The following is a 25,743-nucleotide window of genomic DNA, read 5'->3' on the forward strand; positions in this document are numbered from 1 at the left end:
ACATGAGCTCAGACCTTCCGGTGGATCGACTTGTAGCTCAGGTAGGCGTTCAGGCCCTCGATCCCGTACTCCGTTCCCAGCCCGGAATCGTGCCGGCCGCCGAACGGTGCGGCGTGGTTGGAGGCGAAGAAGTTCAGGCCCACCGAGCCTGTATCCATCCGGTCCGCCACGGCAAGCGCAGCGTCTTCGTCAGCGCCAAACACCAGCCCGCCCAGGCCGAACTCGGTGTTGTTGGCGAGCGCCACCGCCTCCTCAACGCTGCCGCCGGCGTCGTTGTACTTCAGGATGGTGACCACGGGCCCGAAGATCTCCTCGCGGGAAATGCGCATGTCCGGGGTGACGTCGGCGAACACGGTGGGTTCCACGAAGTAGCCGTTTTCCAGTCCCCCACCCAGGGATGCAGCCCGCCCGCCGGTGGTGGCGCGGGCGCCCTCGGACAGTCCGGATTCCACGTATTCCAGCACGGTCCGGTACTGCGACTCGGTGGCGCAGGGGCCGAACACAGTGTCGGGTTCCAGCGGGTCCCCCTGCTTGCCGGCGGCGATGGTGGCCGTGACCATGTCCACCACCTCGTCGTAGCGGCTGGCGGGCGCCAGGATGCGGGTGGAGATGTAGCAGGTCTGTCCGGTATTGCGCATGGAGGACTTGATGAGGACCTTGGACATGGCGTCCAGGTCCGCGTCGGGCAGCACGATGGCACTCGACTTGCCGCCCAGCTCCAGCGTGACCGGGCGCAGCAGTTCACCGCAGGCCGCGGCAATCTTCCGGCCCACCGGCGTCGAGCCCGTGAACGCCACCTTGGCGACGCCGGGATGCTTCACCAGCACATCGCCCAGCCTGCCGGAGCCGGTGACCAGGTTGACGACGCCGGCGGGCACCCCGGCCGCGGCGACGGCGTCGATGATCACGCGGATGGACAGCGGCGTGGGCGACGCCGGTTTGATCACCACTGTGCAGCCGGCGAGCAGTGCCGGCGCCAGTTTGATGATTACCAGGTTGATGGGGAAATTCCACGGCGCAATCAGGGCGCAGACTCCGAGCGGTTCGCGCCGGACCACTGACTCGCCGCCGCCGCGGGGGAACGGCCGGACGTCCTCCCGCTCAAGGTACTCCGCGAGGGTGGCGAAGTAGCGGAAGATGCCGGCGGCGTTGACTGCCGCCCCGGCGGATTCGGCCACCGGTGAGCCGTTTTCTCGGGAGTTTGTCAGGGACAGCTCCTCTGCCCGCTTCTCCACCTCGTCGGCGATCCGGAGCAGGTAGGCGGCCCGCTCCGAAGGGGTCAGCCGGGGCCACTCCCCCTGGAACGCGCGCTGGGCGGAGCCGACGGCGGCGTCCACGTCGTCCGGGGTTCCGTCCGGTACCGAGCCCCAGACTTCGCCCGTGGCGGGATCGGTGACGGGGTTCCGGCCGGTGCCCCGCGACGGCTGCCAGGCGCCGTCGACGAAGACGGTGTCCACATGGGTGTGCGGCAGGGACAGTTCCGTGCGGGCCAGCAGCGCAGGGGCATCATGCGTAGCGGAGGTCATCGGATCACTCCCGTCTTGAGCAGGGCGTTGGAGCGGCCGAGGTCGGCCGACGCCATGTCCACGGCGGCCTGGGTGATGAGCTCGGGCACAATTTCAGTGACCAGCCTGTCCGTGTAGGTGGCCGGATCCATGGCGAACCATGAGGACGCGAGTGAGATCCCGGCGCGGTCGAAGCGCCACAGCCTGTCGGCGTCGCGCATCAGGGCGTCCTCCAGTGACCGGGCCACCGGCCGGGTGTCATGGCCGTCGATGATGTCACAGACGCGTTCCACGAACTCCGCGGAGTAGCCCAGCCCCGGGAGTACCCGGCGTGCAACGTGGCAGCCCTGCTGCTCGTGTTCGTACCGGATGGCTGCCTTGCGCCAGTCGCCGGTGAAGCCTTCGGAAATGATGCGGGACTCGTCCACGTGGGCCCAGCCGGTGTCGTGCAGGAGGGTTGACACCCGCACCAGTTCGGCGTCGGCGTCGGGGTAGGCCCGGCACAGCCGTTCGGCGTAGGCCAGGGAGATGGGCAGGTGGATGTCGTTGCCGCGCGTCCGGGTCTCGTGGACAACGGCCTTCCACAGTGCGTCGAGCTCCTCAAGCGCAGCGGGAGTGTTGCAGATGGCGGAGGTGTCCACCGGGCCTGCAGCGGGGACGGGCCGGACACTGTATTCCGCGGCGAATGCCTCCGCCGGCACATCCGGTCCGGCGGCGGGAACGGCGTCTGTGGTGCCGGTAGCTACCGGAGTCTTGGGGGTGCTCATAATGCTCCTTCGGGTGTGCCAGCCGACTGTCTCAGTACGGCTAGCTGTCCGTGGTGATGGTCTTGAGTTGCGTGGCGGGATCCGCCGCGGCGTCGGCCGGGATGTTCCGGCCCTTGGCCAGGGCGTTCTTCACGGCCATAAAATCCAGCGGGGCGTTGACGCAGTCGGCCGCGATGACCTGGCCGTGACGGTAGTAGAGGACGCTGAACTTCCCGCGTTCCTCGTCGCGGCGGAGGACGGTCTGGTCGTAGCCGTTGCAGAGCCCGGCGATCTGGAGTTTGAGGTCGGCCTGGTTGGACCAGAACCAGGGGATGCCGGCGTACTCCTCGCGCCGGCCCGTCAGCGAGTAGGCGGCCACCTTGGCATGCTCGATGGCGTTGTTGACGCTTTCCAGCCGGATCCGCTCCCCCGGCTCCGAGCCGGGGACAGGGTTGGGCATGTTGGCAACGTCGCCCACCGCAACGGTGGTGCCGTCGGACGCCAGGGCAAAGCGGTCCACCACCACGCCGTTGTCCACGGCCAGGCCAAGCTGTTCGGCCAGTTGGGTATTGGGGATGACGCCGATGCCGATCAGCACGATCTGCGCGGGCAGCACCGTTCCGTCCTGAAGCTCGACGGCGGCGACGTGCGCCTGTTTTTCACCTGCGGCGGCATCAGCGGTAAACCGCGCCGCACTCGTGTTGAGCCGGATGTCCAACCCGCGGGAGCGGTGCGCCTGCAGGAAGTACTCGGCGGTCTCCTCCCCCACGGCCCGGCCCACCAGCCGCGGCCCGAATTCAAGCACGGTGACGTTCTTGCCCATTTTCTGCAGGCTGGACGCGGCTTCGAGGCCGATGAAGCCGCCGCCGATCACCACCACATCGGTGGCGTCCCCCACCCGGGCCTTGAGCGCCAGGGCATCGTCGGCGTTGCGCAGGTAGAGCACGCCGTCGAGGTCGCCGCCGTCGATCTCCAGCTTCCGGGCGCGGGCACCTACGGTGAGGGCCAGCCGCTTGAAGGGGAACTCCCGGCCGGAGGACGCGTGCGCCACCCCGGAACCGTCCGCTTCCTTGTCGATCCGGACGATGTATTCGCCCTTGACCAGGTCCACGTTGTGCTCGGCCCAGTACTCGTTGGAGCGGAAGATCAGCGATTCGCTCTCCACCGTGCCCTGTAGGAACTCCTTGGACAGCGCCGGCCGCTGGTACGGCCGGTGGTCCTCGTCTCCGAGGAGCGTGATGTGCTCATCGAAGCCGAGCGCCCGGAGGGACACCGCCAGCTGGACACCGGACTGGCTCGCGCCGATGATGAGGAGCCCGGTCCGGGTGGGCACGGTTGTGGCACTGGCTGGCTGCGCCGCTGCTTGCGTGCTCATCGCTACACCTGGGTTTCCGGGGTAGTGACAAACAGTTCGATCTCATCGGTCAGGCGCAGCTGGCAGGACAGCCGTGAGTTGTCCTCACGGTCCACCGCGGTGCCGTAGAGCATTTCGTCCTCCATGTCCTCCATGGGCGGGAGCTGCGACACGCAGTCCTCGCGGACAAAGACGTGGCAGGTGGCGCAGGACAGCGAGCCGCCGCACTCGGCCACGATTCCGGGAACGCCGTTGCGTACCGCGGTTTCCATGACCGAGTCGCCCACGTTGCCCTCGACGTCGCGGACGGCGCCTTCTGCATCAGTGAAGTGAACCGTTGGCATTGGTCCTCCTTGGGGTTGAAGTTGGTTGCTGGTGAAGGGACGGGCCATCAGATGAACTGCCGGCCGCCGTCCACCACCATGGTCTGTCCGGTGTAGTACGAACTGTCCGGTCCGGCGAGGAACAGCGCGGCCCCCACGATGTCCTCAGGCTGGCTGGCCCGCTTGATGGCACCGCGGTCCACGCCGTAGTTCTCGGCGTTTTCCATCAGCCCGTAGCTGGCCTCCGTGAGGGTGAAGCCGGGGGCGATCGCGTTGACCGTGATCCCCCGCCGGCCCAGTTCCTTGGCCATGACCCGGGTCAGGGCCACCACGCCGCCCTTGGAGGCGACGTAGTGCAGCCACTGCTCCGAGCCGCTGAAGATGGTGGCGCTGGAGAGGTTGATGACCCGCCCGCCCTCCGGCAGGTAGGGACTCGCGGCGCGGGTGACCAGCCAGGGGCCTTTGAGGTTTACGTTCATCACCAGGTCCCATTCGTCCGGGTCGATGTCCTCGAACGGCGTGCGGGTGACCGTCGCGTACACGGCGGCGTTGTTAAGGACGACGTCGATGCTTCCGTTTCCGAAGTCTGCGCACTTTTTTGCGAGGTCCTCGGTGGAGTCCACGCTGGTGACGTCCGCGGCGAAAGCGGCGGCTTCGGCGCCGAGCTCACGGACCAGTTTGGCGGTCTGCTCGGCACCTTCGAGGTTGATGTCCGCTACCGCCACGCGGTAGCCGCGGCCGGCGAAGCCAAGCGCGAACGCCCGGCCCAGCCCGCCGGCGGCACCGGTAATGAGGACGGTGCGGCTGTTCGCCGCATCCATGCCTTCAGTCGTATATTCCGTCTTAGGCATGTTCAGCTCAGACATGGCTGTGGCTGTGGGCGCCCGGACCGGTCACCAGCAGTTCGTCTTCGGCGTCGAGGATTTGTACGGTGCCCTTGGTTCCGTCAACGCGCAGCCGCTGGCCGGTTTTGATGGTGGTGGACGCCGAGCCCGTGCCGGTGACGGCGGGCAGGCCGTATTCCCGGCAGACGATGGCGGCGTGGCTCATCATGCCGCCGATGTCCGTGACGGTGGCCTTGATCTTGCCGAAGATCGGGCCCCAGGACGGTGCCGTCACCGTGGCCACCAGGATTTCACCCTGCTGGATTTCGGAGAGCTGATCGGCGTCAGTGATGACCCGGGCCAGGCCTTCCACCACGCCGGGTGAGGCGGCCATGCCGCGCAGTCCGCCGCCTTCCACTTCCTCGCCGGCACCGAGCCACTGCTGGACCTGCTCGGTGGTGATTCCCCACAGCATCCGGGTGAAAGGTTCGGTGATGGACTCCGGCGGCGTGTTCAGGGCCGGGGCCGGGCGGGCGGTCTTCAGCGCGTCCACGATGCCGCGGCGGCGTTCGATCTCCTCCGGCCAGTAGTCGGGACCGATGGGCTTGGCGCCCACGCCCCAACCGGTCACCAGGTCAAAGAGGGCGTCCCGGACCTCGTTGCGGCCCAGGTAAAGCAGGTCATCCGGTTCGGTCCAGAAGCCCTCTGCTTGCATCATGCGGGAGAGCTCACGGACCTTGCGCCAGAAGACGCCCATGGTCCAGTGCTCGATGTAGAAGTTGTGGTTCTCCACGTACGGGTAGGCGGTGGCGGCCAGGCCGCGCTTTGCGTCGAAGATGGCCTGGTTGTCGCCTTCGAGCAAGTCGCGGTATTCCTCGATGATGCGGTCGCGCTCGGCGATCAGGGCAGCGACGGGGCGCATGATTTCCTGGCCCTCGTCCACGCGGCGGATGTAGTCCGCGATGTAGCCCAGCGGGATTTCCTGGTGCTCGTTCCAGTACTTGTCGTGCCCATAGAAGCCGTTACCCACGGTGAAGTTGAACCACGGATCCTTGGCACCCTCGTACTGTGTCATCCACTGTTCGCCGCCGGGAGCCGCGGCGATGGCACCCAGGGTGGCATCGACGTCGTCCGTGTTCCCGAAGTGGGACTGCAGCCCCAGCTCCACGGCGAGCTTGGCGAGGCCCTTGAGCTCGTCATCCGGGCGGAAAAGTTCCATATCCACGCCCTGCACCATGGTGGCGATGGACTGGTCAGGGACGTTGGGAAAGACCTGCTTGCAGAAGTTGAAGAAGTCCAGGTACGCGATGTAGCCCAGGTTCAGGAACTCGAAGTGGTACTGCCAGTTCTGGTAGGCAAGCTGGATGAGGCGGTCATAGCTTTCCAGCAGCTTCTCGGAGCCGTCCTTGCCCTTGCCGGACGTGATGTCCTCCATGGGGACCATGTCCGGGAGCTTCGGGAAGGAGATGGTTTCCATCTCGGCGATGGTGCCCTTGACCTTGACGTGCCAGTCCTTGAGGAGCTGGTCCCAGTTCTGGAAGTAGTGGCCCACGCGCTGTTCGAACAGGGGAACACGTGCCGCGATCTGGTCCTCCGGCACCGGAATGGGTGACATGTAGAGGTAGCCCAGGTGGACGCGGAACTCGATGCCGTTGGCGTTGGGGATCATCAGGTGGCGGGCGTTGTACTGGCCCAGGCACTTGACCGCGAATTCGCCGCCAATGGTTTCGAACGGCTTGTACACGGTGGGCCAGTGCTGGCTGTCGCAGAACCAGAACTTGGCGTCTTCCTGCTCCTTGAGCTTGTCCTGGAAGACTAGGTAGTAGGGGTAGATCTTTTCCCAGCCCTCGGCGCCGGCGGGGACCGGAAGCTCGGAGGGTTTGGGGAAGGACTTCAGGGACATGGCGGTCCTTTCAGGAGGGCTCAGCGGTGAGCCTTGGTGGGGCCTTGCTGGTGTTCTTGCGCTGACACGGTTTAGGCGGAGGGTTTCAGCGTTGGGGTGCTGAATCCGCTGAAGTAGCCGCCGGTGACGACCGGCTGCGGGGCGGTCTGCGGGGCCGGCTTGGAGGAGTGCACGGTTTCGGGGCGGGACTGCAGCAGCAGCAGGTTTTCGCCGTCGGGCAGGTCCGCGTCGAGGGCCCATTCGATGTCCTGCGGGCACTTGTAGTGCTTTTCGGCGCGCTTTGCCATCTGCGCGACGGCGGTGAGTTCCGCGTCGGTGAGGCTGCGGCGGCCGCGGCGTTCGTCGTCGACCTCCCGTTCCACCAGGCGCTTGGCGCCGGCGTCCGGCACGAGTTCGGCGTGCTTGTCGCCGAGGTGGTCTGTGACGACGGCGAGCGTGACCTTGTCCAGGACGATGTTGTCCGGGGTGACCTGGCCCGAGACCACCATCTCACCTACCCCGTAGGAGGAATCGATGGTGATCTTGGAGCGGTCCCCGTTGGTGGGATCCATGGTGATGGCGACGCCGGAGACGCGTGCGTTGACCATCTTCTGGACCACGACGGCCATGGACAGGCCTTCGTTGGGGATGTTGTTTTTGAGCCGGTAGATGATGGCCCGGGACGTGAACAGCGAGGCCCAGCACTGGCGGATGTGCTCGGTGACTGCCTTGACGCCCTCGAGCCAGAGGTAGGTGTCCTGTTGGCCGGCGAAGGAGGCGTCCGGCAGGTCCTCCGCCGTGGCACTGGAGCGGACGGCCACCGGGACAGGGGCATCGAACCGGTTCATGAGGGATTCGTAGGCGCCCACGGTCAGTTCCCGCATAGCCTGCGGGACCGGGCGGGAGCAGATGTCCTCGCGGATCGCGGCAGAGACCTTATCCACCTGGTTCATGTCCTCGGGATCGAGGCCCGCGAGCAATTCGTGGATGTGGCGTGTGATGCCGGCTTCGTCCATAAACGTATCGAACTGCGCGGTGGTGACCACAAAGCCGGGCGGGACGGGCATGCCGGCGGAGGTCATGGTGACCAGGGATGCTCCCTTGCCGCCAAGGTTTTCGAGCTTGGGTTCGATGCCGCCGTCGAAGAACTGGATGTATTCATTGCTTTGCATGGTGGTTAGGCCTTCCAGCTGACAGGAACGGTCTCGGGGACACGGAAGGAGAGGTTTTCGCGGAACGCGATGCCGTCCGGATCCTCAAGCTGCAGCTCCGGGGCGAGCCGGGCCACTTCCTCGAGCGCGATTTTTGCCTGGAGCTTGGCGAGCATGTTGCCCAGGCAGTAGTGGATGCCGAACCCGAAGGAGAGGTGCTCGCGGGCGTTGGGGCGGGAGATGTCGAAGTCCTCGCCGGCTTCGAACTTGCTTTCGTCGCGGTTGGCGGAGCCCATCAGGAGCAGCAGCTGTGAGCCTTCCTCGATGGCCACACCGCCCACCTCGGTGTCCTTGAGGGCCTTGCGGCGCCAGCCGACGATGGAGCCGGCGTAGCGGAGGACCTCATCAATGGCGGCGGGGATTTTCTTGGGTTCCTCGACGAGCTGCTGCCACTGCTCGGGACGTGCCAGCAGCTCGCGCAGGGCGTTGGAGATCAGCGTGGTGGTGGTCTCGTGGCCGGCGAAGAGCAGGCTGTAGAGGACGGAGGCGATCTCGTGGTCCGAGATCTCAGCACCTTCCTGCTGGGCTTTGACGAGGTCTCCGGTGAGGTTATCGCCGCCCTTCTCTTTGGCTTCTGCGACGAGGCGCTGGCATTCCTGCCAGTACTCCACCAGGTTGTGGGCGTGCGGGATCTGTTCCTCATCGCTCAGGTCGCCCCAGGTCATGGCGGCGCGGGAATCTGACCAGCGCTTGAAGGTGTCCACCTGGGAGACGTCCGCGCCGATCAGCGTGAGGATGGTGATGGTGGGGACGTCGTAGGCGAGGTCCTTGACCAGGTCGCCGCGCCGCTCTTCGCGGGAGAGCATCTTTTCGAGCAGTGTGACGACGTTTTCCCTGATGAAAGGCTCCAGTGCCTTGTACCGGCGGGGCGTGAAGGCCTTCTGGACGACGGCCCGGATGCGGGTGTGCTCCGGCGGCCGCCTGGCAGAAAGGCCGGAGTAGGCCGTGAAGCCGCCCTCTTCCATGATCTTCTTCGCCGCGGGGCCGCGTTCGCGGACGGGCGCCTGGGCGTTTTCACTGGAGAAGGTTTCCCAGTCCTCGAAGACTGCTTTGATGTCGTCGTAGCGGGAGACAACGTAGAGGCCCATGCGCTCATCGAACATCACGGGCTGCTCGGCCCGGAGCTCGGCGTAGGCGGTGAAGGGATCCTTCATCTGGAAGGGCTCGTAGCCGTGGTGCCCGGCGGGGGCTTCGGCGCCGTATCCGAAGGGACAGCGGCCGGCCGTGTCTGTCGACGATGACATCTGGACTCCTGGTGTCTTGGTGGCGGCACCCGTTGGGGCGGCGGGGCTTCTTAAGGCACCAGTGTGGTCCACATCACCGGCCCGGGATACCATCGGCTTCCACTGAGCGGAAGCGAGATGCAAGGCTGCGAGTTGGATAACGCTGGAGTAACAGGCGACTCTCATAATGTGGCTGACTGCTCCCACAAAATTTCAAGGTGAGACTCGCACATGGCTGTTGGACAAGTATTGGAAGAAATGAGGACAGTCGCTGATGGCTGAACCAGCAGTGTACGGAGACCGTGAGGTGATGCTGAAAGACCATGCGGCTACTACAGATCTTTTCAAGACTCTTGTGGATATCAGGTTCAAGCTGCTGACATTCGTACCAACGGTGACAACCGTGGCCGTAGGAGTTATCTCTTTGGACAAACAACAAAAAATATTCGACGAGGGGGCGACGCTTGTTGTCGGCGCTGCGGGAGTACTCATATCGCTGGCGATCGTTGTGTACGAGATCAGGAATTCACAAATACATGATCGTGCAGCGCATCGCATAAAGCACCTGGAGCGACTACTGGGATTCACGCCTTCGTATGCGGGTGAAACCTCTCGGGGCATGTTCCAGGAGCGCGGAACAGGCAACCCCTTCTTGGGACTCTTCGTCGTGCAGCACGACCGTGCACTCTCCATTGTCTATGGAGTTGTCATGACGCTGTGGACTTGGGTTCTGCTGACAGGTCTAGGCGATTTTGTCGGGTGGTTCGACGGACAGAACGAGTGGCCAGGGCCCTGGGGGACGGCCGCTATTTCAATCGGAGTCGGCTTGACTGTTGGAGCCGAGATCACGCGCCACGGCGGAATGGGACGGGAGAAGGCGATCACCTACACGCTGGCAAACATCCTTCCAGCAGGAACAACGGACTCCGATGCACCCGGCGGCGAACAGCTCTGGAGAGGGCTCAAGCGCATTGATGAGCTGGTTTCGTGTCATTTGCGGGACAAGATCTCCGTCTATCAACTCCTCCAGAGATTGGATGAGGAGCCTTTCGATGCGAAAGGAATGATGGATCTCGCTATTGCCAGTGGTTTGCTCACGGTGCAACAGCGACTGCGACCTCCTTGGCAACCTGGGAGGGGCGAAAAGCGGGACGAGAGGAGAAATCGAGCCCTGAATATCAAAAAGGAACAATTACCATCCTCCGCACAACTTTGCGCGGCAATGGCCGGCGGCCAGGAGCTTTTGGAACACTTTACGCAAGGGCAAAAGATTGCCCTGAACAATAAGTTCACGAAGGAAAGAGCCATTGCCCTCGTCCGGGCTGATTTGATACAGCGGTACGGTGTTAAAGCACCGTGGTGTTCCCCTGAGGAGGTTCGTTTGCGCTGGGAACTCCTCGCCGCTGCTGCGGCTGAGCCGAAAACCGTCCTATCAGAGTCGTAACCCGCAACCGGCCAAGCATCTTCGACGCGGCGGTGAGCCCCTCTGCCAAGGCGTGCCCCAGCAGGGCCTCCCACCGCGTCCCGGATTCCCCGTAGCGTAGTCCCATGGATAACCGAGCAGAGGTACGGCAGTTCCTGTCCTCACGCCGCGCGCGAATTACCCCGGAGCAGGCAGGCATCGAACCCTATGGCGGCCGGCGCCGTGTACCTGGACTGCGGCGCGAAGAAGTGGCCCGCCTGGCGGGTGTGAGCGTCGAGTACTACACCCGCCTGGAGCGGGGAAACCTTGCCGGCGTCTCGGACAGCGTCCTGGATGCGATTGCGGGTGCCCTCGAACTGGACCGTGCGGAACACGATCACCTGTACGACTTGGCGCGCGCCGCCACCACCTCAGGCCGCACGAGGCGTCCCGCCCGCTCCGCGTCGAAGGGCGTGCGCCCCGTGCTGCAGCATCTGCTGGACGCCATCACCGGCGCGCCGGCGTTCATCGGAAACAACCGGCTGGACATCGTCGCCGCCAACACCCTGGGCTACGCCCTCTACTCGGACATGTACCGCGGTACCGCCCGCCCGGCAAACCACTCGCGGTTCATCTTCCTCGATCCGCGTTCGCACAACTTCTATACCGACTGGAACAGCGCGGCCAGCGCCAACGTGGCCATCCTCCGCCGTGAAGCCGGCCGCAATCCGCACGACAAAGGCATTGCCGAGCTTGTGGGTGAACTTTCCATGCGCAGCGACGACTTCCGCACCCGCTGGGCAGCGCACAACGTCAGGCGCCACTACTCCGGGACCAAGCTGTTCCAGCACCCCGTGGTGGGGCTCCTTGAACTGGACTACCAGGTCCTGGAACTGGACGAAGATCCCGGCCACACCCTGACTGTCTATCCCGCCGTACCCGGCAGCGCCGCAGAAGAAGCCCTCAATCTGCTGGCCTCCTGGGCCGCGACGGAAAACATCGTGCAGGCCTCACAGACACCTGCCCGGAACCTGTAAAAGGCCAAGAGCGCACGGCACAATCCAGGGGGACCCTGCCAGTACCCCTCAGGGCAGAGTCTCCCTCAGATCTGCGCAATGCGCTTTGATGGAATAGTGCCCGCGTGGCGCCACCCGCCGCAAAGTCCAGAAACCCGGCAGCGCCACCCAAACGCTGTCTGCCCTCTCACACAGGAGAAATATTGCTTATCGCTAACGCCTACGCCGCCCCGTCCGCCGACGGGGACCTCATCCCCACCACCATCGAACGCCGCGACGTCGGCCCCCACGATGTGCTGATTGAGATCAAGTACGCAGGCATCTGCCATTCGGACATCCACACCGTCCGCGGCGACTGGGGACCCCAGCAGTACCCGCTGACTCCGGGCCACGAGATCGCCGGCATCGTCACCGAGGTGGGCACCGCCGTCACCAAGCACTCCGTCGGCGACCGCGTCGGCGTCGGCTGCATGGTCAATTCCTGCGGCGACTGCGTCAACTGCAAGAAGGGTGAGGAGCAGTACTGCCTCGCCGGAAACACCGGCACCTACGGCGCCGTTGACCGCGACGGCACCATCACCCAGGGCGGCTACTCCACCCACGTGGTGGTCACTGACGACTTCGTGGTTACCATCCCCGAAGGCATAGAGCTCGACGTCGCCGCTCCCCTTTTGTGCGCAGGGATCACCACGTACTCCCCCTTGCGGCACTGGGGCGCAGGTCCCGGCAAGAAGGTCGCCGTCGTCGGCCTCGGCGGACTCGGCCATATGGCGGTCAAGATCGCGCACGCCATGGGCGCTGATGTCACGGTGCTGTCGCAATCACTGAAAAAGCAGGAAGACGGCCTCAAGCTGGGCGCGGACCACTACTACGCCACCAGCGACGAGACCACTTTCACGGACCTGGCCGGCAGCTTCGACCTGATCATCAACACCGTCAGCGCATCGATCGACATCAGCTCCTACCTGCAGCTGCTGTCCCTCGACGGCGCCCTGGTGAACGTCGGTGCCCCGGCCGAACCGCTGCCTGTGAACGCGTTCGCACTGATCGGCGGCCGCCGGTCCTTCGCCGGCTCCATGATCGGCGGCATCCGCGAAACCCAGGAAATGCTCGACTTCTGCGCCGAGCACAACCTGGGCGCCGAGATCGAGGTCATCCCGGCAAGCAAGATCAACGAAGCCTACGAGCGCGTCCTCGCGTCTGACGTCCGCTACCGCTTCGTCATCGATACCGCCACGCTCTAAAGCAACGGGGCCAAACCCCTAAGCGGCCGTGATCCGCACCGGCAGGGACTCGAACCCGCGGAGCACGTTGTGCAGGATCGGCACCGGCGCGCCGTCCGGTTCGATGGTGGCTACCCGCTGGAGCAACTGCTGCAGCACGATTTCCATTTCGAGCCGGGCGATGGGCTGCCCCACGCACTGGTGCAGGCCCATGCCGAACGCGACGTGGCCCGACGCATTGCGGTTGAGATCGAACTCATCGGCGTTCTCTCCCCACTTGCGCGGGTCACGGTTCGCGGCCCCGAGGAACACCAGGACCTTGGCCCCGGCGGGCAGGTGCACCCCGCCCAGAACGGTGTCCACGGCCACGGTCCGATGGAATTTCTGGAACGGTGACTCGAGGCGCAGCGCCTCATCCACGGCGAACTTCGCCATCTTCGGGTTCTCCCGCAGCTGGGCCCAGGCCTCCGGGTACCGAGCCAGCACCGACAGCGTGTTCCCGATGCCGAAGATGGTGGTGTCCACCCCCGCGGACAGCAGGGCCCTCACGAGCAGCGTGGCCTGCTGCTCGGTGATCAGGCCGTCCTCCACGCGCTTCCAGATCTGGGCGCCAAAGCCGACGTCGTCAAGGTTTTCGCGCTGGCAGTTCCGCATCACCGCGGCAGCGTGCTCATCGCCTTGGGCGAAAGCCTGCTTGAAGATGTAGTTTTCCGGGCCGAACGCGTTGAAAACCATGTTGCCGTAGGGCAGCAAGTGCTCACGGCCGACGTCGGGAATCCCCACCGCGTCCGGGAAGACACGCAGGGGGTACTTTTCGGCGAGGTCCGTGATGGCGTCGAACGTCTTGCGCTGCGCCAGCTGCTCCGTCAGCTCCACGGCGGGCGGCGTGAATGGCTCGCGGAGGGCGCGGACTGTGCTGGGATTGATCACGCCGGTCAGCGCCCGGCGCATCACGGTGTGGATGGGCGGATCCGATTCCAGGATGCTGGGCGGGCGCCAGCCCGAGTCCTTGCGGATGTCCCGCGGGCCCAGGCCACCGGAGGAGATGTAGGTTTCGAAGTCCGTCAGGACCTCATAGACCTCCTGGTAGCCGGCCACGGCGTAACTGCCGGTGCTTTCCAGGTAGGAGACTGCGCCGGCATCGCGGAGCCGCCCCAGGAACGGGTACGGGTCCAAGAGGTTCGCCGTCTCGAACGGGTCCTCGCCCAATACGTTGGCTTCATGGGTGGTAACGGTCATGGGAAACACTCCTGGTGAGGAAAACTTGGCGGGTCAGGGAAAGTGGCTAGAGGTCCAGGACAAGGCGCGGGCAACCGGCAGCTGCGCGGGAAACGCACACCAGCATGACTTCGCCGGCTTCACGGTCCTCTTCGGACAACACGGCGTCGCGGTGCTCCGGCTCACCCGAGATGATCTGGGTTTCGCAGGTCCCGCACAGACCGCCGCGGCAGGAGGACAGGACGCGCACGCCCACCTCCTCCACCGCTTCGAGGATGGTTTTGTCATTCGGTACGGTCACGGTGGTTCCGGTCCGGGCCAGCTCCACCTCAAACGGTGCGTTGGCGGCGGCGGCGCCCAGTGTGGAGGCCACGAAACGCTCTGTGTGCAGGGCGCCTGGCGGCCAGCCCATGCAGCGTTCCTCCACGGCGCCGAGCAGCCCGCCCGGGCCGCACGCGTACACCAGCATGTGCGCCCGCGGCATGCCCAGGATCTGGTCCAGGTCCAGCCGGCCAACTTCATCCTCGGCAATGATGCGGATGCGGTCCGGTCCGTATCTGTCCTCCAGCTGCTGCGCGAAGGCCATGGTGTTCCGGCTTCGGCCACCGTAAATGAGCGTCCATTCCTTGCCGGCGGCCTCGGCCGCCTCAAGCATCGGAATCAGCGGAGTAATGCCGATGCCACCTGCGATGAACAGGTAGCGCCGCGATTCACGCATGGGGAAGTTGTTGCGGGGTTCGGAGATGGTCAGCGGCGTTCCGGCCAGCAGCGCGTGCACTGCCTTTGACCCGCCGCGGGAATCGGGCACCTGCAGCACACCGATCCGGACGTGGTCCAGTTCCTCGGGCGATGAACAGAGCGAGTACTGGCGCACCAGCCCGTCGCCCACATGGACGTCAATGTGTGCGCCCGGCTGCCAAGGCTGGAACTGCCGGCCGTCGGCCCGGCGCAGCACCAGGGACACCACCTGGTCCGCCACAATGTCCACCTGATCGACCACTGCGTCGATGGTGGCTCCTGCAGATGCACTCATGGGTCTTCACTTCCTGTGGAACGGCTGGCCTGCCAGGCAGGCTTCGGCCGGAGATCCGGCCGCTATAGGGCTTACTTGAGGTTAGGTGTTCCACACCACAGGCAGGGTGCGCCTTTCCATCCAACGGAAAGATTGGAGGTAATCGGAGCCTTTGCCTACTGCGGAAGATGCTCCACACCCAGCCGTCGCGCGATTCCCCGGGAGGCGATGTTGAGCACGGGCACCACACTGCCCACCGGGGCCGGGCGACCCCGGGTGACGATGCCCAGCGCAGCCACCACCTGTTTGTTGGGCAGGAACACCGGGACGGCCAGTCCGTAGTTGTCCGGCCCGGCCTCCTCCTCGGTGGTGGCGTACCCATTGGCCCGGACCCGCTCGATCTCGGCGGCCAGCAGGCCGGGGTGCGTGATTGTCCTGGGCGTATGCGGCTCGAGCCGCTGGACAGCGGAGGAAAACAGGTCCTTGGCACCGTAGGCAAGCATGATTTTGCCTGCGGCACTTGCGTGCAGCGGCAGGCGCGCGCCCACGCGCCGGAAAGGCTGGCCCGCGCCGGTGCCGGACATCCGCTCCACCAGCAGGACTTCCTCCCCATCCAGGATGAACAGATTCACCACGTTGTGGGTGACAAAAAGGACGTCCTGCATAAACGGAGCCGCCACCTCGGCAATGTTCTGCTGCGCGGGCGCCAGCAGGCCAAGCCGCCAGATCCGCTGGCCTACCCGGTATTCGCCGTTCAGCTTTTCCAGGCCGCCCCAGGCCACCAGATCACCGGCAAGGCGGTGGGCGGTGGCCACCGGCAGCCCTGCACGCCGGGCCATGGAGCTGAGGCTCTGGACGGAGTGCTCGGTATCGAAGGTGCCGAGCAGGGCCAGGGCGCGCGAGGTGACACTGGCCGCGTGGTGGGTGGCAGCACCGCCCTCGTCGGCCGGACGCTTGGGCGCGGCAGCCGTACCCGGTCGGCGGGCAGTCCGGCCTGCCGGGGCAGCGTTTGCCATGAGGTACCCTTCTGAGCGCTAGACGGCGCGGAGCCGCCGTTGGCGCGGCACCGCATCCTGCCATTTTAAGGCCCGACGCCGGTGCCCCCTAGCGCGGGAGGTGAGGCACCGGCGTCGTACTTCAGTTCATCCTCCGCGGGATGGCGGCGCTCAGCCGGGCACAGACGTGAGCCCGGATCCGCGGTAGGCCCCCAGGCCGCCGTCCACGCGGATATCCGAGCCGTTCACCCAGCCCGATTCGGGGCGGAGCAGGAAGTCGATGACGGGCGCAATATCGTCCGGATCGCCGAAGCGGCCCAGCAGGGCACCGGCGCCCTCCACCTTGTCGCGGCCGTGGTCTTTTTTGAAGTCTTCAAGGATGGGCGTGGCCACGGGTCCCGGGCTGACGCTGTTGACGCGGATCCGCTGCGGCAGCAGTTCAGCGGACAGGTGCTCGGTGAGGACGCGGACGCACTGCTTGGAGAAGAGGTAGGACTCGGCGGTGACCTCGTGATCGTCCGCAACCGAATCCAGCGCAGCGGCCTGATCGTCAGCGAGTGCGAAAGCGGAACACTTCGCCTTCACTTCCCGCCAGTTCACGGCGACGCTGGAAGCGAGGTTCACCACGGCGGAGCCCTCGCCGAGCAGGGGTGCAAGCGCGCGGACCAGTCCGCGGACGCCGAAGACGTTGACGGCCAGCACAGTCCGCCACGGTGCGGTGCCGGGGACCCCGGCGATGTTCGCCAGGCCGGCGATGCCGCTCGGCGCTGCGGCTGCCACGGCGGCCGCGGCAGCATCGATGCCGGCCTGGCTGGAAAGGTCTGCCTGGACGAACGTGCCGGAAAAATCCGTGGGCGCGTTACGGTCGATGCCGATCAAGGGGACTCCGCGGCCGGCGAGGATCCGGGCCGTCCGGGCCCCGATGCCGGAGGAAACCCCGGTGAGTACGATGGGCAGTTGCTCGTGGGACATGCAGACTCCTCGTTAGTGCGTGACGTGCTTCACTCCATAGTGGCAAGCGGGCGGCGGTGCTCGCGGTTGACTTTCCGTTGGATGGAAAGCCCGCCCATGGATTGTGACCGGTGCCATGACACTGGGATAAGAATTCCCTCCCGGCCGAAAGGACAAACCATGACGGCAGCCCAGTATGAGGTCCATGACCCGGCCACCCTCGAGCTCATTGGATACGCTCCCGAAAACACCGCTCAGGATGTTGAGCTCGCGGTCACTGCCGCCCGGAACGCCTCGGCCGGCTGGGCCGCCGACCGGGAGGCGCGCCGCAGCGCCCTGCGCGCAGGTGCCGCCCTGATCCGCCGCGACCTGGATGCCCTGTCCACCCTGCTCTCCCGGGAACAGGGCAAGCCCAAGGCCGAGGCCGCCGGTGAATTCTCCGTAGCCGCAAATCTTTTCGACTACTACGCGGACCTCGGCTGGGACGAAGCGGAGTCACTCGCACCGCGGGCCGACAGGACGCTGGAAGTCCAGTACCGGCCCGTCGGCCTGGTCGGCACCATCACGCCGTGGAACTTCCCCATTTCCCTGCTCTGCGTAAAACTCGCTCCTGCCCTGGTGGCCGGCTGCACCGTGATCGCCAAGCCCTCGCGGTCCACACCCCTGTCCACCATCGCCCTGGTCAACCTGCTCAACGAGGTCCTCCCGGCAGGCGTCCTGCAGGCCCGCACCAGTTCACGGCGGACAGTGAACGTTGCCCTGAGCACCTCGCCCGGCATCCGCAAGATCTCCTTCACCGGCTCCACGGACGTGGGCATCTCCATCGCCCAGCAGGCTGCCTCAACGGTCAAGCGCGTCACCATGGAACTCGGCGGAAACGATCCTGCCATCGTCCTGGACGACGCCGACATCGCCGTCACCGCCCGCGGCATTGTGGGCAGCGCCTTCCGCAACGCCGGCCAGGTCTGCATGGCGGTCAAGCGTGTGTACGTCCCGCGCAGCCGCAGCGCGGAACTGGCTGAAGCCATCGCCGCCGAGGCCGCCCGCCATGTTCTGGGCCACGGGATCGCCGATGGCACCACCATGGGCCCGATGCACAACGAGTCCCAGCTCAAACTGGTCCACGGCCTGGTTGATTCCGCCGTGGGCGCCGGTGCCCGCATCCTCTCCGGCGGCACGGCCGGCTGCGACCTGCCCGGCTACTTCCTCTCCCCCACTGTGGTGATAGACGCCGAGCCCGGCATGGACCTGGTGGAACAGGAACAGTTCGGCGCGGCACTGCCCATCGTGGCCTACGACAACCTCGACGAGACCATTGCCGGGTTGAACGCCGGCGAATTCGGCCTCGGCGCTTCTGTCTGGAGCCCGGACCAAGACCGGGCCTACGCCACCGCCTCACGCCTCGAGGCCGGAACCGTCTGGGTCAACCAGCACACCCTGGTGGAACCGGACGCGCCGTTCGGCGGCTGGAAGGCCTCCGGCGTAGGCCGTGAACGCGGCCGCTGGGGACTCGAGGAATACCTGGAAACCCGCGTCATCAATGCCCGCCCCCACGCCTGACCCCGCACTTCTGCAGAAGGACTTCCTGTGAGCGTCGAACTGATTACTCTTGGCACCGCCGCCGGCCCGGCCATCCGCGGACCGGAAAACGGCATCTCCAGCGCACTGGTTGTAGGCGACGCCTTCTACATGGTGGACTTCGGCCTGGGCTGCTCCCGCGCAGCCCATGAAGCCGGGCTGCGGGGCAAGGACTTCGTAGCTGGTTTTGTCACCCACCTGCACTCGGACCACGTTGTGGAACTGCCCGGGTTCCTGCTGTGGAACTGGGGGAACCCGGTGGAAGGCTTCACCGGGCCCGTCTCCATTGTTGGTCCGGGCAAAGATGCCACCCGCGCCGGCGGCAGCGGACTGTCCGGCACCGGCGGGCTTGTGTCGCATTCCCTTCAGGCCTTCTCCTACGACATCGATATCCGGGTGCATGACGAGGCCCGCCCGGACCTTGCCTCCCTGGTGCGTACCGTGGATCTGGCCACGCCCGCGCACGGGTCCGCGGAGGCGGCCCGCCCCTTTGACGTGTACGAAGATGACAGGGTCAAGGTCACCGGCATCCTGGTGGAGCACCCGCCCGTCCGGCCCGCTTTGGCTTTCCGCTTCGAGACCGACGCCGGCTCCGTGGTGTTCTCCGGCGATACGGCCGAATGCGACGCCATGGTTGTGCTCGCCAACGGTGCGGACGTCCTGGTGCATGAAGCCGTCAATCTGGGCTTCTATGCGGACAAGGGCTTCGCGCCGGAGTTCCTGAACCACCAGCGGATCGCCCACACCGCACCGGACGGGGCCGGCCGGGTGGCAGCGGCCGCCGGCGTGGGCCGGCTGGTCCTGTCACACCTTGCCGGCCGCGCCGAGCCGCAGTGGTGGCGCAGCCAGGCCGCCTCTACCTTTGATGGCCCCGTGGACGTAGCCGTCAGCGGCCAGCGGTTCCGCATCGGCAGCCCCGTCCTGGCCCCCGCCTAAGAGGAGCCTGATCCCGGGAACCTGTCACCCTCCAGCTAGGACACCTTTTGGCACTGCCGTCGCACACCTCACCAGTCACTGACGCCAAAGCGACGGACGGGGCCTGGCTTGCCGTCCTCGCCGCAGGCATCGCAGCGGCCATGCACATCTGGAAGCTGCCTGCCGCACTGGCGGGCATCCAGGCGGATCTTGGGACTTCACTGGTCCAGGCCGGGCTGCTGCTGGGCATCATCCAGCTTGCGAGCGTGGTGGGCGGGCTGGCCACGGCCGTGGGCGGGGAGATGGCCGGCCTGCGCAGGCTCCTTGTTTCCGGGCTCGTCCTCCTGGCCGCTGCCTCCGCCCTGGGCGCAACCGCACCCGGCACCGGACTGCTGATGGCCGCACGCACGCTGGAAGGCGTCGGATTCCTGCTGGCCGTGGTGGTGGCCCCTGCCCTCATCCGCAAGGTGGCCCCGCCGCAGCGGTTGAATATCGCACTGGCGAGCTGGGCAACGTTCCAGGGAGCTGCCACGCTGATCGGCCTGTCCGCAGGTGCGTTGTTCCTGCAGGTTGCCGGCTGGCGGGAATGGTGGCTGGTGATGGCATTCCTGACACTGCTCCCGGTGCCGCTGCTTCTCCGCAGTGTCCCGACGGATCAAGCGCCTGCCGAAACCGGCCTCCGGCCCGCGCTGCTGCGGGTTGGCCGGACCGTGGCCACGCGTCCGCCCTGGATCATCGGCATGGTGTTCGCCTGCTACACCGCGCAGTGGATGGCGGTACTGGGGTTCCTGCCGTCGATATACCGCTCAGCAGGACTCGACGGCCCCTGGCCGGGCATCCTCAGCGCGGTGGTGGGCGGCGTGAATGCGATCGGCGCCCTCAGTGCCGGTCCGCTGATCCAGCGCGGACTCTCTGAGCGGAAGATTATCTTTTGGACCTTCGCGTCGATGTCCGCCGCCTCGGTGGCGACATTTGCCGTCGACTGGGGCCGCTTCGGGAACGGCCTGATAGTCCAGGTTGTCCTCATTGCCCTCTTTTCCGCCGTCGGAGGCCTCATCCCCGCCGCGGTGACCAGCTACTCGGTGCGCATCGCACCTTCGGACGGCTCTGTCACTGCCGTGCTCGGGCTGACGCAGCAGATCTTCAACGTGGGAAACTTTCTGGGGCCCATGATGTTCGCCCTGCTCGCCACCAGCACCGGCGGCTGGGGCACCACGTGGTGGCTGACGTGCGGACTGAGCGCCGTAGGGATGGTCCTGCTGGCATTCCTGGGACGGGCCCGCGGCGTGAATCCGGCCGCGGCGCGACGCGCAGAAAAGCGGCTTTCCGCCCAACGGAAAGCTTCAATGTAAGGCCGGTCACACGAGCCTAAAGTCAAGGAAACGCCGCTGAAATAACGGCAAAAGCTCCCCTTCAACGATTGGGCCAACTGTGTCTGAAACTCCCCTTTCCGGTGTGACGCCGGGCGCCGCGACCTCCCGTGATCCCCGGACCTGGTCCCGGGCCAAGCGCAACCGCTACGGCTGGTTCATGACGTTCAGCCTCCTTTTCCTGATGATGCTCAGCTGGGCGGACAAAGCCGTCCTGGGCATCGCGGCAGTGCCTCTGATGAAGCAGCTGGGCATCACGCCTGAGCAGTTCGGTCTCGTTGGCAGCGCCATGTTCCTGACCTTCGGCGTGGCCCAGATCGTCGCCGCCCCCATCGCCAATAAGGTCTCCAGCAAATGGATCCTGCTGGTTCTGTGCCTGCTGTGGTCCGTGGCGCAGGTTCCCATTCTGCTGTTCGCATCGCTGCCCGCGCTCTGGGCAAGCCGCCTGCTCCTGGGTGCCGGCGAAGGCCCGCTGGCTCCGGTGCTGATGCATGGCATCTACAAATGGTTCCCGGAGAAGAAGGGCGCCACGCCGGCGGCACTGGCATCGTCCGGCGTGACGCTGGGCATCGTGGCGTTCGCCCCGGTCCTGGCCTGGGTTATCGGACAGTTCGGCTGGCAGACTGCGTTTGCCCTGCTGGCCATTGTGGGCCTGATCTGGTCCGTCTTCTGGGTCATCGTGGGCAAGGAAGGCCCGTACACCAGCCGGAAGGCTGAACAGGAAATCGACGGCGTCGCACCGGCAGAGTCTCCCGTGGTGGCCGAAACCAAGATCCGCTACTGGCGCACCATCCTGTCCCCCAGCTGGATCTTCGCAGTCCTGGCATCCTTCTTCGGTTACTGGACCTTTACGCTCGCCATGTCATGGGGGCCGGCATATTTCCAGAATGTCCTGGGCTTCAGCGGGCAGCAGTCCGGCGCCATGATCGCCCTCCCGGCCGCCTGGGGCACCATTGCCACGGTGGGCCTCAGTGCCCTGACGCAGCGCCTGCACCTGAAGGGTGTTCCCACCAGGAAGGCCCGCGGCTGGGTACTCGGCGGCGCCGGAACCTTCGCCGGCGCGTGCCTGGTGGCCGCAACCATGACCGCGTCCCCGGTCCTGTCCATCGCCCTGATGGTCTTCGGCTTCGGAACGGCCCCGGCTCTCTTTGCCATCACGTACCTGGTGGTGGCTGAGCTGACCACCATCGCCCAGCGCGGCGCCAACCTCTCCATCGCGAACGCGGTCCTCACCACGGGCGGCGTCTTCGCCCCGGCAGTCTCCGGGTTCCTGATCGGTGGCGCAGCCACCCCGGGAGACGGCTACCGTGCGGCGTTCGCCCTGGCCGGCGGTCTGTTGCTGACGTTCGGCGTCCTGGCCCTGCTGTTCGTCAACCAGCAGCGTGACCGCCGTCGGCTAGGCCTGGATGCACCTGCGGTCCATGGTCCGGCCGTGGCCAGCCCGGCTGCTTCCAGCCTTGCTGTCTAGCCAATCAATCAAACAGGGACGGCCCCCGGACATCAAGTCCGGGGGCCGTCCCTGTTGAGGCGTGTGTCAGGCCTTGCCCTCGCGGTGCACGCCGATCAGCGTCTCCAGCGGGATGCGGGCGGTGGCCCGCTCAATCTGGGCTGAGATCCCTTTGAGGACGGGGAGGTGCCGTGTCAGGGTCGAAGCGTGCGACGTCGGCAGCACCAGCCCGAGAGCTGCGCCGATCCTGCCCGTGTGGAACACCGGGACGGCGATGGAGCACGAGCCCAGCCGCATTTCCTCCATGGTTGTGGCGTACCCCTGCTCCCGGATCCGGGCCAGCTCGTCGGCGAACCGCCGCGGGTCGATGTGGGTGTGCGCCGTGGGCCGCTCCAGGTCCCGGTTGAGGTAGGCGTCGCGGACCCAGTCGTCCTCGAACGCGAGAATGACCTTCCCGACGGCGGTGGCGTGCATGGGCAGCCGTCCTCCCACGCGGGAGGCGCGGGGGACGCGTTTGGAGCCGTAAACCCGGTCAATGTAGAGGACTTCGTGCCCGGCCCGAATGGCGAGGTGCGCGGTCTCACCGGTCAGGGAGAACAGGTCCTGGACGTACGGCCGGGCCGCGTCCCGCAGCTGGCGTCCGGTGTTCTGCGCGAGCTCCCACAGCCGGATGCCCAGCTGGTAGCGGCCGTTGGGCTCGCGCGAAAGGAATCCCCAGTCCGTCAGTTCGTTCACCAGGCGGTGCGCAGTGCTGAGCGGCAGTCCGGACCTTTCGGCGATGTCCGTCAGGCTCAGGGCACCGCGGGACGTCTCAAACGCTTCCAGGATGGCCAGCACCTTGGACGTGACGGTCCGTCCCGGTTCGCGGCTGCCGCCGGCCATCGTGACCTCCTCTTTCCGGGTCCGCGTGTCAGCGCCCGGCTTCGAGTCTAGACGGCAGTCCCGCCGTCGCCCCCGGCCGGATCTGCGGCGGCATCCCCGGCGCCCTGAAGCAGCCGCTGGCGCTGCGGCCACAGCGTCACCGATTCGAGCGCGGACAGCGCCCGCGCCATGGCCTGCGCCTCATCGGTAAAGAGGTGGCCATGGACGCGCTGGCTGCACAGACGCAGCGCCTGCCCGCGGTCCAGCCCGAACCAGTCCATCACCGTATTGATGCCGTGCGGGCTGAGCCGCCAGGTCTTGTCCGCATCCTTGACGATCGCGTCCTCGATGGAAAGGGCCTCGCGGCGGGAATCATGGCCATCAATAATCTCCAGGATTGCGGGGATTTTTGCTTCGTCATAGCCGCGCTCGGCGAGGATCCCGGCGGCCAGCCGGGCGCCCTCCTTTTCATGCAGCAGGACCAGGTCAGGCCTGCCGCCGCCCGGCGCGATCGCCTGCAGGACCTCCGCGGGCGGCACCTGGGACCAGCCGATGTCATGGAGCATGATCGCAGGAAGCACGACGGCGGCATCCGCTTCCGGGTGCGCTTCCAGCAATGCGCTGGCCAGGCCGAAGGCGTAGAGCGTGTGGGCGTCGTTGTCGCGCACCCGAAGCAAGGGGGCAGCGAGTTCCCAGATGGCCGCGAGGTCCGGATCCAAGCCGATCACGCCGTCAGGTTCCGCCTCGATGCCGGCCGAGACGTCCTGTCCGTAGCGGTTCGCTGCCGCCTGCAACTTCGTCATCCCTCAACCTTGTGCTGCCGAGGGCGCGGCGGCAACCGGACACTCCCGCTCAGCGGAAGCCGAACCGGTCCAGGCATCCGGCGAGGCCGGACCTTTCGCTTCTAAAAACCTACTGAATCAGCGCCAGCACCGCGCCGACAAAGACAACCCCGCCGGCCTCCGCCCGCATGTCAGTGACCGTCCCGTCGCGGTGCGCGGCAACCTGGGTCTCCATTTTCATCGCCTCAAGCACCACGATGGGGTCCCCGGCAGATACCTCGGCGCCCGGTTCCACCAGCCACTTCACAACGGTTCCGGCCATGTCCGCCCGCAACTCACCCGGATCGGCGGCACCTGCCGCAGCGCCGCCGTCGTGCTCCCCGTTCGAGGAATCCCCTGCCAGGGAAATCCCCGCCGGAACAGGACCGCCGGAACGCGCCCAGCCGTCCAACAGCGCAGCGGGAAGCCCGACGGCGAGGCGCCGGCCATCGACGTCAACGGTAATGGTGCGCCGCTCACCGTCCGGAACGGCCGTGCTGAACTCAGGGTCCGCGAGGGCCCCGGCAAAATCGGTCTCGATCCAGCGCGTATGGATCCCCAAAGCGGTTTCGGAGGTAAAGTCCGGCGCCTCCACCACCGCGCGGTGGAACGGCAAAACGGTGGCCACGCCGCTGATCTCCATCTCGGCGAGGGCGCGTCGGGCCCGGCGAAGCGCCTGCTGGCGGTCCGCGCCGGTGACGATCAGCTTGGCCAGCAGGGAATCGAACTGCGGCGCCACAACCGACCCGGCCCGGACGCCGGAGTCCAGGCGGATGCCCGGACCCGTGGGCCCGCTGAACGTGGCCACAGTTCCGGGCGAGGGCAGGAAGCCCCGGCCCACGTCCTCGGCGTTGAGCCGGAACTCGAACGAGTGGCCGCGCGGCGCTGGATCGGATGTCAGACGAAGCGGCTCACCCGCGGCGATCCGGAACTGCTCCTGGACCAGGTCCACGCCGGTGGTCTCCTCCGTGATGGGGTGCTCCACCTGCAGGCGGGTGTTCACCTCGAGGAACGCGACCGTGCCGTCGGCGGCCACCAGGAATTCCACCGTCCCGGCCCCTGAATAGGAGGCTTCGCGGCACACTGCCTTGGCGGCGTCGTAAATCTGCCGGGTCTGCTCATCCGTGAGGAACGGCGCGGGCGCCTCCTCCACCAGCTTCTGGTGCCGGCGCTGCAGCGAGCAGTCGCGCGTTCCCACCACCACCACGTTGCCGTGTTGGTCCGCCAGGACCTGCGCCTCCACATGCCGGGGCCGGTCAAGGTACCGCTCCACAAAGCATTCGCCGCGGCCGAAGGCCACCACTGCCTCGCGGACCGCGGAGTCGAAGGCCTCCTCGATCTGGTCCAGCTCGCGGACCACCTTCAGGCCGCGCCCTCCGCCGCCGAAAGCTGCCTTGATGGCGATGGGCAGGCCGTGCTCTTCCGCGAAGGCGCGCGCTTCGGCAGCCGATTCCACCGGGCCGTCGCTGCCCGCAACCAGCGGGGCACCGGCACGCACGGCGATCTCGCGCGCTGTGATCTTGTTGCCCAGCTGCCGGATGGCCTCGGGCGCGGGGCCAATCCACGTCAGGCCGGCGCCACGCACGGCCTCGGCGAACTCAGCGTTCTCGGACAGGAAACCGTAGCCCGGGTGCACCGCATCCGCACCGGACTCCGCGGCGACCCGCAGCAGGTTGGGGATATTAAGGTACGTGTCCGACGGCGCGTTGCCGCCCAGGCTGTACGCCTCGGTGGCGGCACCGACGTGCATCGCATCGGCGTCCACGTCCGCGTACACCGCCACGGATTCGAGCCCGGCGTCCTCACAGGCACGGGCAATACGGACGGCGATTTCTCCGCGGTTGGCGATCAGGACCTTGCGCATCA

The 25,743-nt window shown here is 66.4% G+C and carries 22 protein-coding genes; 7 read left to right on the forward strand and 15 right to left on the reverse strand.

Translation table 11 applies throughout. The features are described 5' to 3' along the window. Positions 1-8: 8 nt before the first annotated feature. The 8 genes from GUV69_RS14245 to GUV69_RS14280 all read right to left on the reverse strand — a co-directional run bounded on the left by GUV69_RS14245 (position 9) and on the right by GUV69_RS14280 (position 9,089). A complete protein-coding gene (locus tag GUV69_RS14245; protein WP_164203493.1) occupies positions 9-1,526 on the reverse strand; it encodes an aldehyde dehydrogenase family protein in 1,518 nt (505 codons plus the stop codon). Next, on the reverse strand, positions 1,523-2,272 hold the full coding sequence (locus tag GUV69_RS14250; RefSeq protein ID WP_164203497.1) for an HD domain-containing protein: 750 nt from the start codon (positions 2,270-2,272) through the stop codon (positions 1,523-1,525). The genes GUV69_RS14245 and GUV69_RS14250 overlap by 4 nt, the downstream gene beginning before the upstream one ends. A gap of 40 nt (positions 2,273-2,312) precedes the next feature. Next, positions 2,313-3,626 carry an NAD(P)/FAD-dependent oxidoreductase gene (locus GUV69_RS14255; protein WP_164203500.1) on the reverse strand — a complete coding sequence of 438 codons (1,314 nt, stop codon included), beginning with the start codon at positions 3,624-3,626 and terminating at the stop codon, positions 2,313-2,315. Between the two features lie 2 nt (positions 3,627-3,628). After that, entirely contained in the window at positions 3,629-3,949 is a 321-nt protein-coding gene (locus tag GUV69_RS14260) for a 2Fe-2S iron-sulfur cluster-binding protein (RefSeq protein WP_164203502.1), read from the reverse strand. Between the two features lie 47 nt (positions 3,950-3,996). Further along, positions 3,997-4,794 carry an SDR family NAD(P)-dependent oxidoreductase gene (locus GUV69_RS14265; RefSeq protein WP_244292729.1) on the reverse strand — a complete coding sequence of 266 codons (798 nt, stop codon included), beginning with the start codon at positions 4,792-4,794 and terminating at the stop codon, positions 3,997-3,999. Then, positions 4,787-6,655 (reverse strand): PEP-utilizing enzyme, encoded by a 1,869-nt coding sequence (locus GUV69_RS14270; protein WP_164203506.1) that lies wholly within the window; start codon positions 6,653-6,655, stop codon positions 4,787-4,789. Before GUV69_RS14270 ends, GUV69_RS14265 begins: the two co-directional genes overlap by 8 nt. A gap of 71 nt (positions 6,656-6,726) precedes the next feature. Beyond that, a complete protein-coding gene (locus GUV69_RS14275) occupies positions 6,727-7,806 on the reverse strand; it encodes a PEP/pyruvate-binding domain-containing protein (protein ID WP_164203509.1) in 1,080 nt (359 codons plus the stop codon). Between the two features lie 5 nt (positions 7,807-7,811). Continuing rightward, positions 7,812-9,089 (reverse strand): cytochrome P450, encoded by a 1,278-nt coding sequence (locus GUV69_RS14280; protein WP_164203512.1) that lies wholly within the window; start codon positions 9,087-9,089, stop codon positions 7,812-7,814. 253 nt (positions 9,090-9,342) lie between these two features. On the opposite strand from GUV69_RS14280, the gene GUV69_RS14285 reads away from it, so the two are divergent. The 3 genes from GUV69_RS14285 (at position 9,343) to GUV69_RS14295 (ending at position 12,730) form a co-directional block, all read left to right on the forward strand. Then, positions 9,343-10,512, forward strand: coding sequence for a hypothetical protein (locus GUV69_RS14285; RefSeq protein ID WP_164203515.1), 1,170 nt, complete (start codon positions 9,343-9,345; stop codon positions 10,510-10,512). A gap of 104 nt (positions 10,513-10,616) precedes the next feature. Then, positions 10,617-11,507, forward strand: coding sequence for a helix-turn-helix transcriptional regulator (locus tag GUV69_RS14290; protein WP_164203518.1), 891 nt, complete (start codon positions 10,617-10,619; stop codon positions 11,505-11,507). A 182-nt stretch (positions 11,508-11,689) separates the two neighbouring features. After that, entirely contained in the window at positions 11,690-12,730 is a 1,041-nt protein-coding gene (locus GUV69_RS14295; RefSeq protein WP_164203521.1) for an NAD(P)-dependent alcohol dehydrogenase, read from the forward strand. Positions 12,731-12,748: 18 nt separating this feature from the next. On the opposite strand, the gene GUV69_RS14300 is transcribed toward GUV69_RS14295, so the two are convergent. The 4 genes from GUV69_RS14300 to GUV69_RS14315 all read right to left on the reverse strand — a co-directional run bounded on the left by GUV69_RS14300 (position 12,749) and on the right by GUV69_RS14315 (position 16,906). Beyond that, positions 12,749-13,948, reverse strand: a complete 1,200-nt coding sequence (locus tag GUV69_RS14300; protein ID WP_164203525.1) for a cytochrome P450 — start codon at positions 13,946-13,948, stop codon at positions 12,749-12,751. A gap of 46 nt (positions 13,949-13,994) precedes the next feature. Continuing rightward, positions 13,995-14,960 (reverse strand): PDR/VanB family oxidoreductase, encoded by a 966-nt coding sequence (locus GUV69_RS14305; protein WP_164203528.1) that lies wholly within the window; start codon positions 14,958-14,960, stop codon positions 13,995-13,997. A gap of 155 nt (positions 14,961-15,115) precedes the next feature. Then, positions 15,116-15,955 carry an IclR family transcriptional regulator gene (locus GUV69_RS14310; protein ID WP_164203531.1) on the reverse strand — a complete coding sequence of 280 codons (840 nt, stop codon included), beginning with the start codon at positions 15,953-15,955 and terminating at the stop codon, positions 15,116-15,118. A gap of 150 nt (positions 15,956-16,105) precedes the next feature. Then, a complete protein-coding gene (locus tag GUV69_RS14315) occupies positions 16,106-16,906 on the reverse strand; it encodes an SDR family oxidoreductase (protein ID WP_164203534.1) in 801 nt (266 codons plus the stop codon). Between the two features lie 159 nt (positions 16,907-17,065). Between GUV69_RS14315 and GUV69_RS14320 the strand changes: the two genes are divergently transcribed. The 4 genes from GUV69_RS14320 to GUV69_RS14335 all read left to right on the forward strand — a co-directional run bounded on the left by GUV69_RS14320 (position 17,066) and on the right by GUV69_RS14335 (position 22,216). Next, positions 17,066-18,445: an aldehyde dehydrogenase family protein gene (locus GUV69_RS14320; protein ID WP_164203537.1), complete on the forward strand. Its 1,380-nt coding sequence runs from the start codon at positions 17,066-17,068 to the stop codon at positions 18,443-18,445. A 27-nt stretch (positions 18,446-18,472) separates the two neighbouring features. Further along, positions 18,473-19,399, forward strand: coding sequence for an MBL fold metallo-hydrolase (locus GUV69_RS14325; RefSeq protein ID WP_164203540.1), 927 nt, complete (start codon positions 18,473-18,475; stop codon positions 19,397-19,399). Positions 19,400-19,446: 47 nt separating this feature from the next. Then, complete coding sequence (locus GUV69_RS14330; RefSeq protein WP_244292730.1) at positions 19,447-20,730, forward strand: MFS transporter; 1,284 nt, start codon at positions 19,447-19,449, stop codon at positions 20,728-20,730. 79 nt (positions 20,731-20,809) lie between these two features. Then, positions 20,810-22,216, forward strand: a complete 1,407-nt coding sequence (locus GUV69_RS14335) for an MFS transporter (protein ID WP_164203543.1) — start codon at positions 20,810-20,812, stop codon at positions 22,214-22,216. A gap of 66 nt (positions 22,217-22,282) precedes the next feature. Here the strand turns inward: GUV69_RS14335 and GUV69_RS14340 are convergent, their stop codons facing one another. The 3 genes from GUV69_RS14340 to GUV69_RS14350 all read right to left on the reverse strand — a co-directional run bounded on the left by GUV69_RS14340 (position 22,283) and on the right by GUV69_RS14350 (position 25,741). Then, positions 22,283-23,077 (reverse strand): IclR family transcriptional regulator, encoded by a 795-nt coding sequence (locus GUV69_RS14340; RefSeq protein WP_164203545.1) that lies wholly within the window; start codon positions 23,075-23,077, stop codon positions 22,283-22,285. Positions 23,078-23,124: 47 nt separating this feature from the next. Further along, positions 23,125-23,859: an HD domain-containing protein gene (locus GUV69_RS14345; RefSeq protein ID WP_164203548.1), complete on the reverse strand. Its 735-nt coding sequence runs from the start codon at positions 23,857-23,859 to the stop codon at positions 23,125-23,127. Positions 23,860-23,968: 109 nt separating this feature from the next. Then, positions 23,969-25,741 (reverse strand): acetyl/propionyl/methylcrotonyl-CoA carboxylase subunit alpha, encoded by a 1,773-nt coding sequence (locus GUV69_RS14350; protein ID WP_164203551.1) that lies wholly within the window; start codon positions 25,739-25,741, stop codon positions 23,969-23,971. Between the last annotated feature and the right edge of the window lie 2 nt (positions 25,742-25,743).

Source organism: [Micrococcus luteus] ATCC 49442 (genome assembly GCF_010367585.1).
Lineage (GTDB): Bacteria > Actinomycetota > Actinomycetes > Actinomycetales > Micrococcaceae > Arthrobacter > Arthrobacter luteus_A.

Coding starts and splice junctions, on each gene's coding strand:
- GUV69_RS14245 (WP_164203493.1), bottom strand. CDS start 1,526: ATGACCTCCGCTACGCATGATGCCCCTGCGCTGCTGGCCCGCACGGAA.
- GUV69_RS14250 (WP_164203497.1), bottom strand. CDS start 2,272: ATGAGCACCCCCAAGACTCCGGTAGCTACCGGCACCACAGACGCCGTT.
- GUV69_RS14255 (WP_164203500.1), bottom strand. CDS start 3,626: ATGAGCACGCAAGCAGCGGCGCAGCCAGCCAGTGCCACAACCGTGCCC.
- GUV69_RS14260 (WP_164203502.1), bottom strand. CDS start 3,949: ATGCCAACGGTTCACTTCACTGATGCAGAAGGCGCCGTCCGCGACGTC.
- GUV69_RS14265 (WP_244292729.1), bottom strand. CDS start 4,794: ATGTCTGAGCTGAACATGCCTAAGACGGAATATACGACTGAAGGCATG.
- GUV69_RS14270 (WP_164203506.1), bottom strand. CDS start 6,655: ATGTCCCTGAAGTCCTTCCCCAAACCCTCCGAGCTTCCGGTCCCCGCC.
- GUV69_RS14275 (WP_164203509.1), bottom strand. CDS start 7,806: ATGCAAAGCAATGAATACATCCAGTTCTTCGACGGCGGCATCGAACCC.
- GUV69_RS14280 (WP_164203512.1), bottom strand. CDS start 9,089: ATGTCATCGTCGACAGACACGGCCGGCCGCTGTCCCTTCGGATACGGC.
- GUV69_RS14285 (WP_164203515.1), top strand. CDS start 9,343: ATGGCTGAACCAGCAGTGTACGGAGACCGTGAGGTGATGCTGAAAGAC.
- GUV69_RS14290 (WP_164203518.1), top strand. CDS start 10,617: ATGGATAACCGAGCAGAGGTACGGCAGTTCCTGTCCTCACGCCGCGCG.
- GUV69_RS14300 (WP_164203525.1), bottom strand. CDS start 13,948: ATGACCGTTACCACCCATGAAGCCAACGTATTGGGCGAGGACCCGTTC.
- GUV69_RS14305 (WP_164203528.1), bottom strand. CDS start 14,960: ATGAGTGCATCTGCAGGAGCCACCATCGACGCAGTGGTCGATCAGGTG.
- GUV69_RS14310 (WP_164203531.1), bottom strand. CDS start 15,955: ATGGCAAACGCTGCCCCGGCAGGCCGGACTGCCCGCCGACCGGGTACG.
- GUV69_RS14315 (WP_164203534.1), bottom strand. CDS start 16,906: ATGTCCCACGAGCAACTGCCCATCGTACTCACCGGGGTTTCCTCCGGC.
- GUV69_RS14320 (WP_164203537.1), top strand. CDS start 17,066: ATGACGGCAGCCCAGTATGAGGTCCATGACCCGGCCACCCTCGAGCTC.
- GUV69_RS14340 (WP_164203545.1), bottom strand. CDS start 23,077: ATGGCCGGCGGCAGCCGCGAACCGGGACGGACCGTCACGTCCAAGGTG.
- GUV69_RS14345 (WP_164203548.1), bottom strand. CDS start 23,859: ATGACGAAGTTGCAGGCGGCAGCGAACCGCTACGGACAGGACGTCTCG.
- GUV69_RS14350 (WP_164203551.1), bottom strand. CDS start 25,741: ATGCGCAAGGTCCTGATCGCCAACCGCGGAGAAATCGCCGTCCGTATT.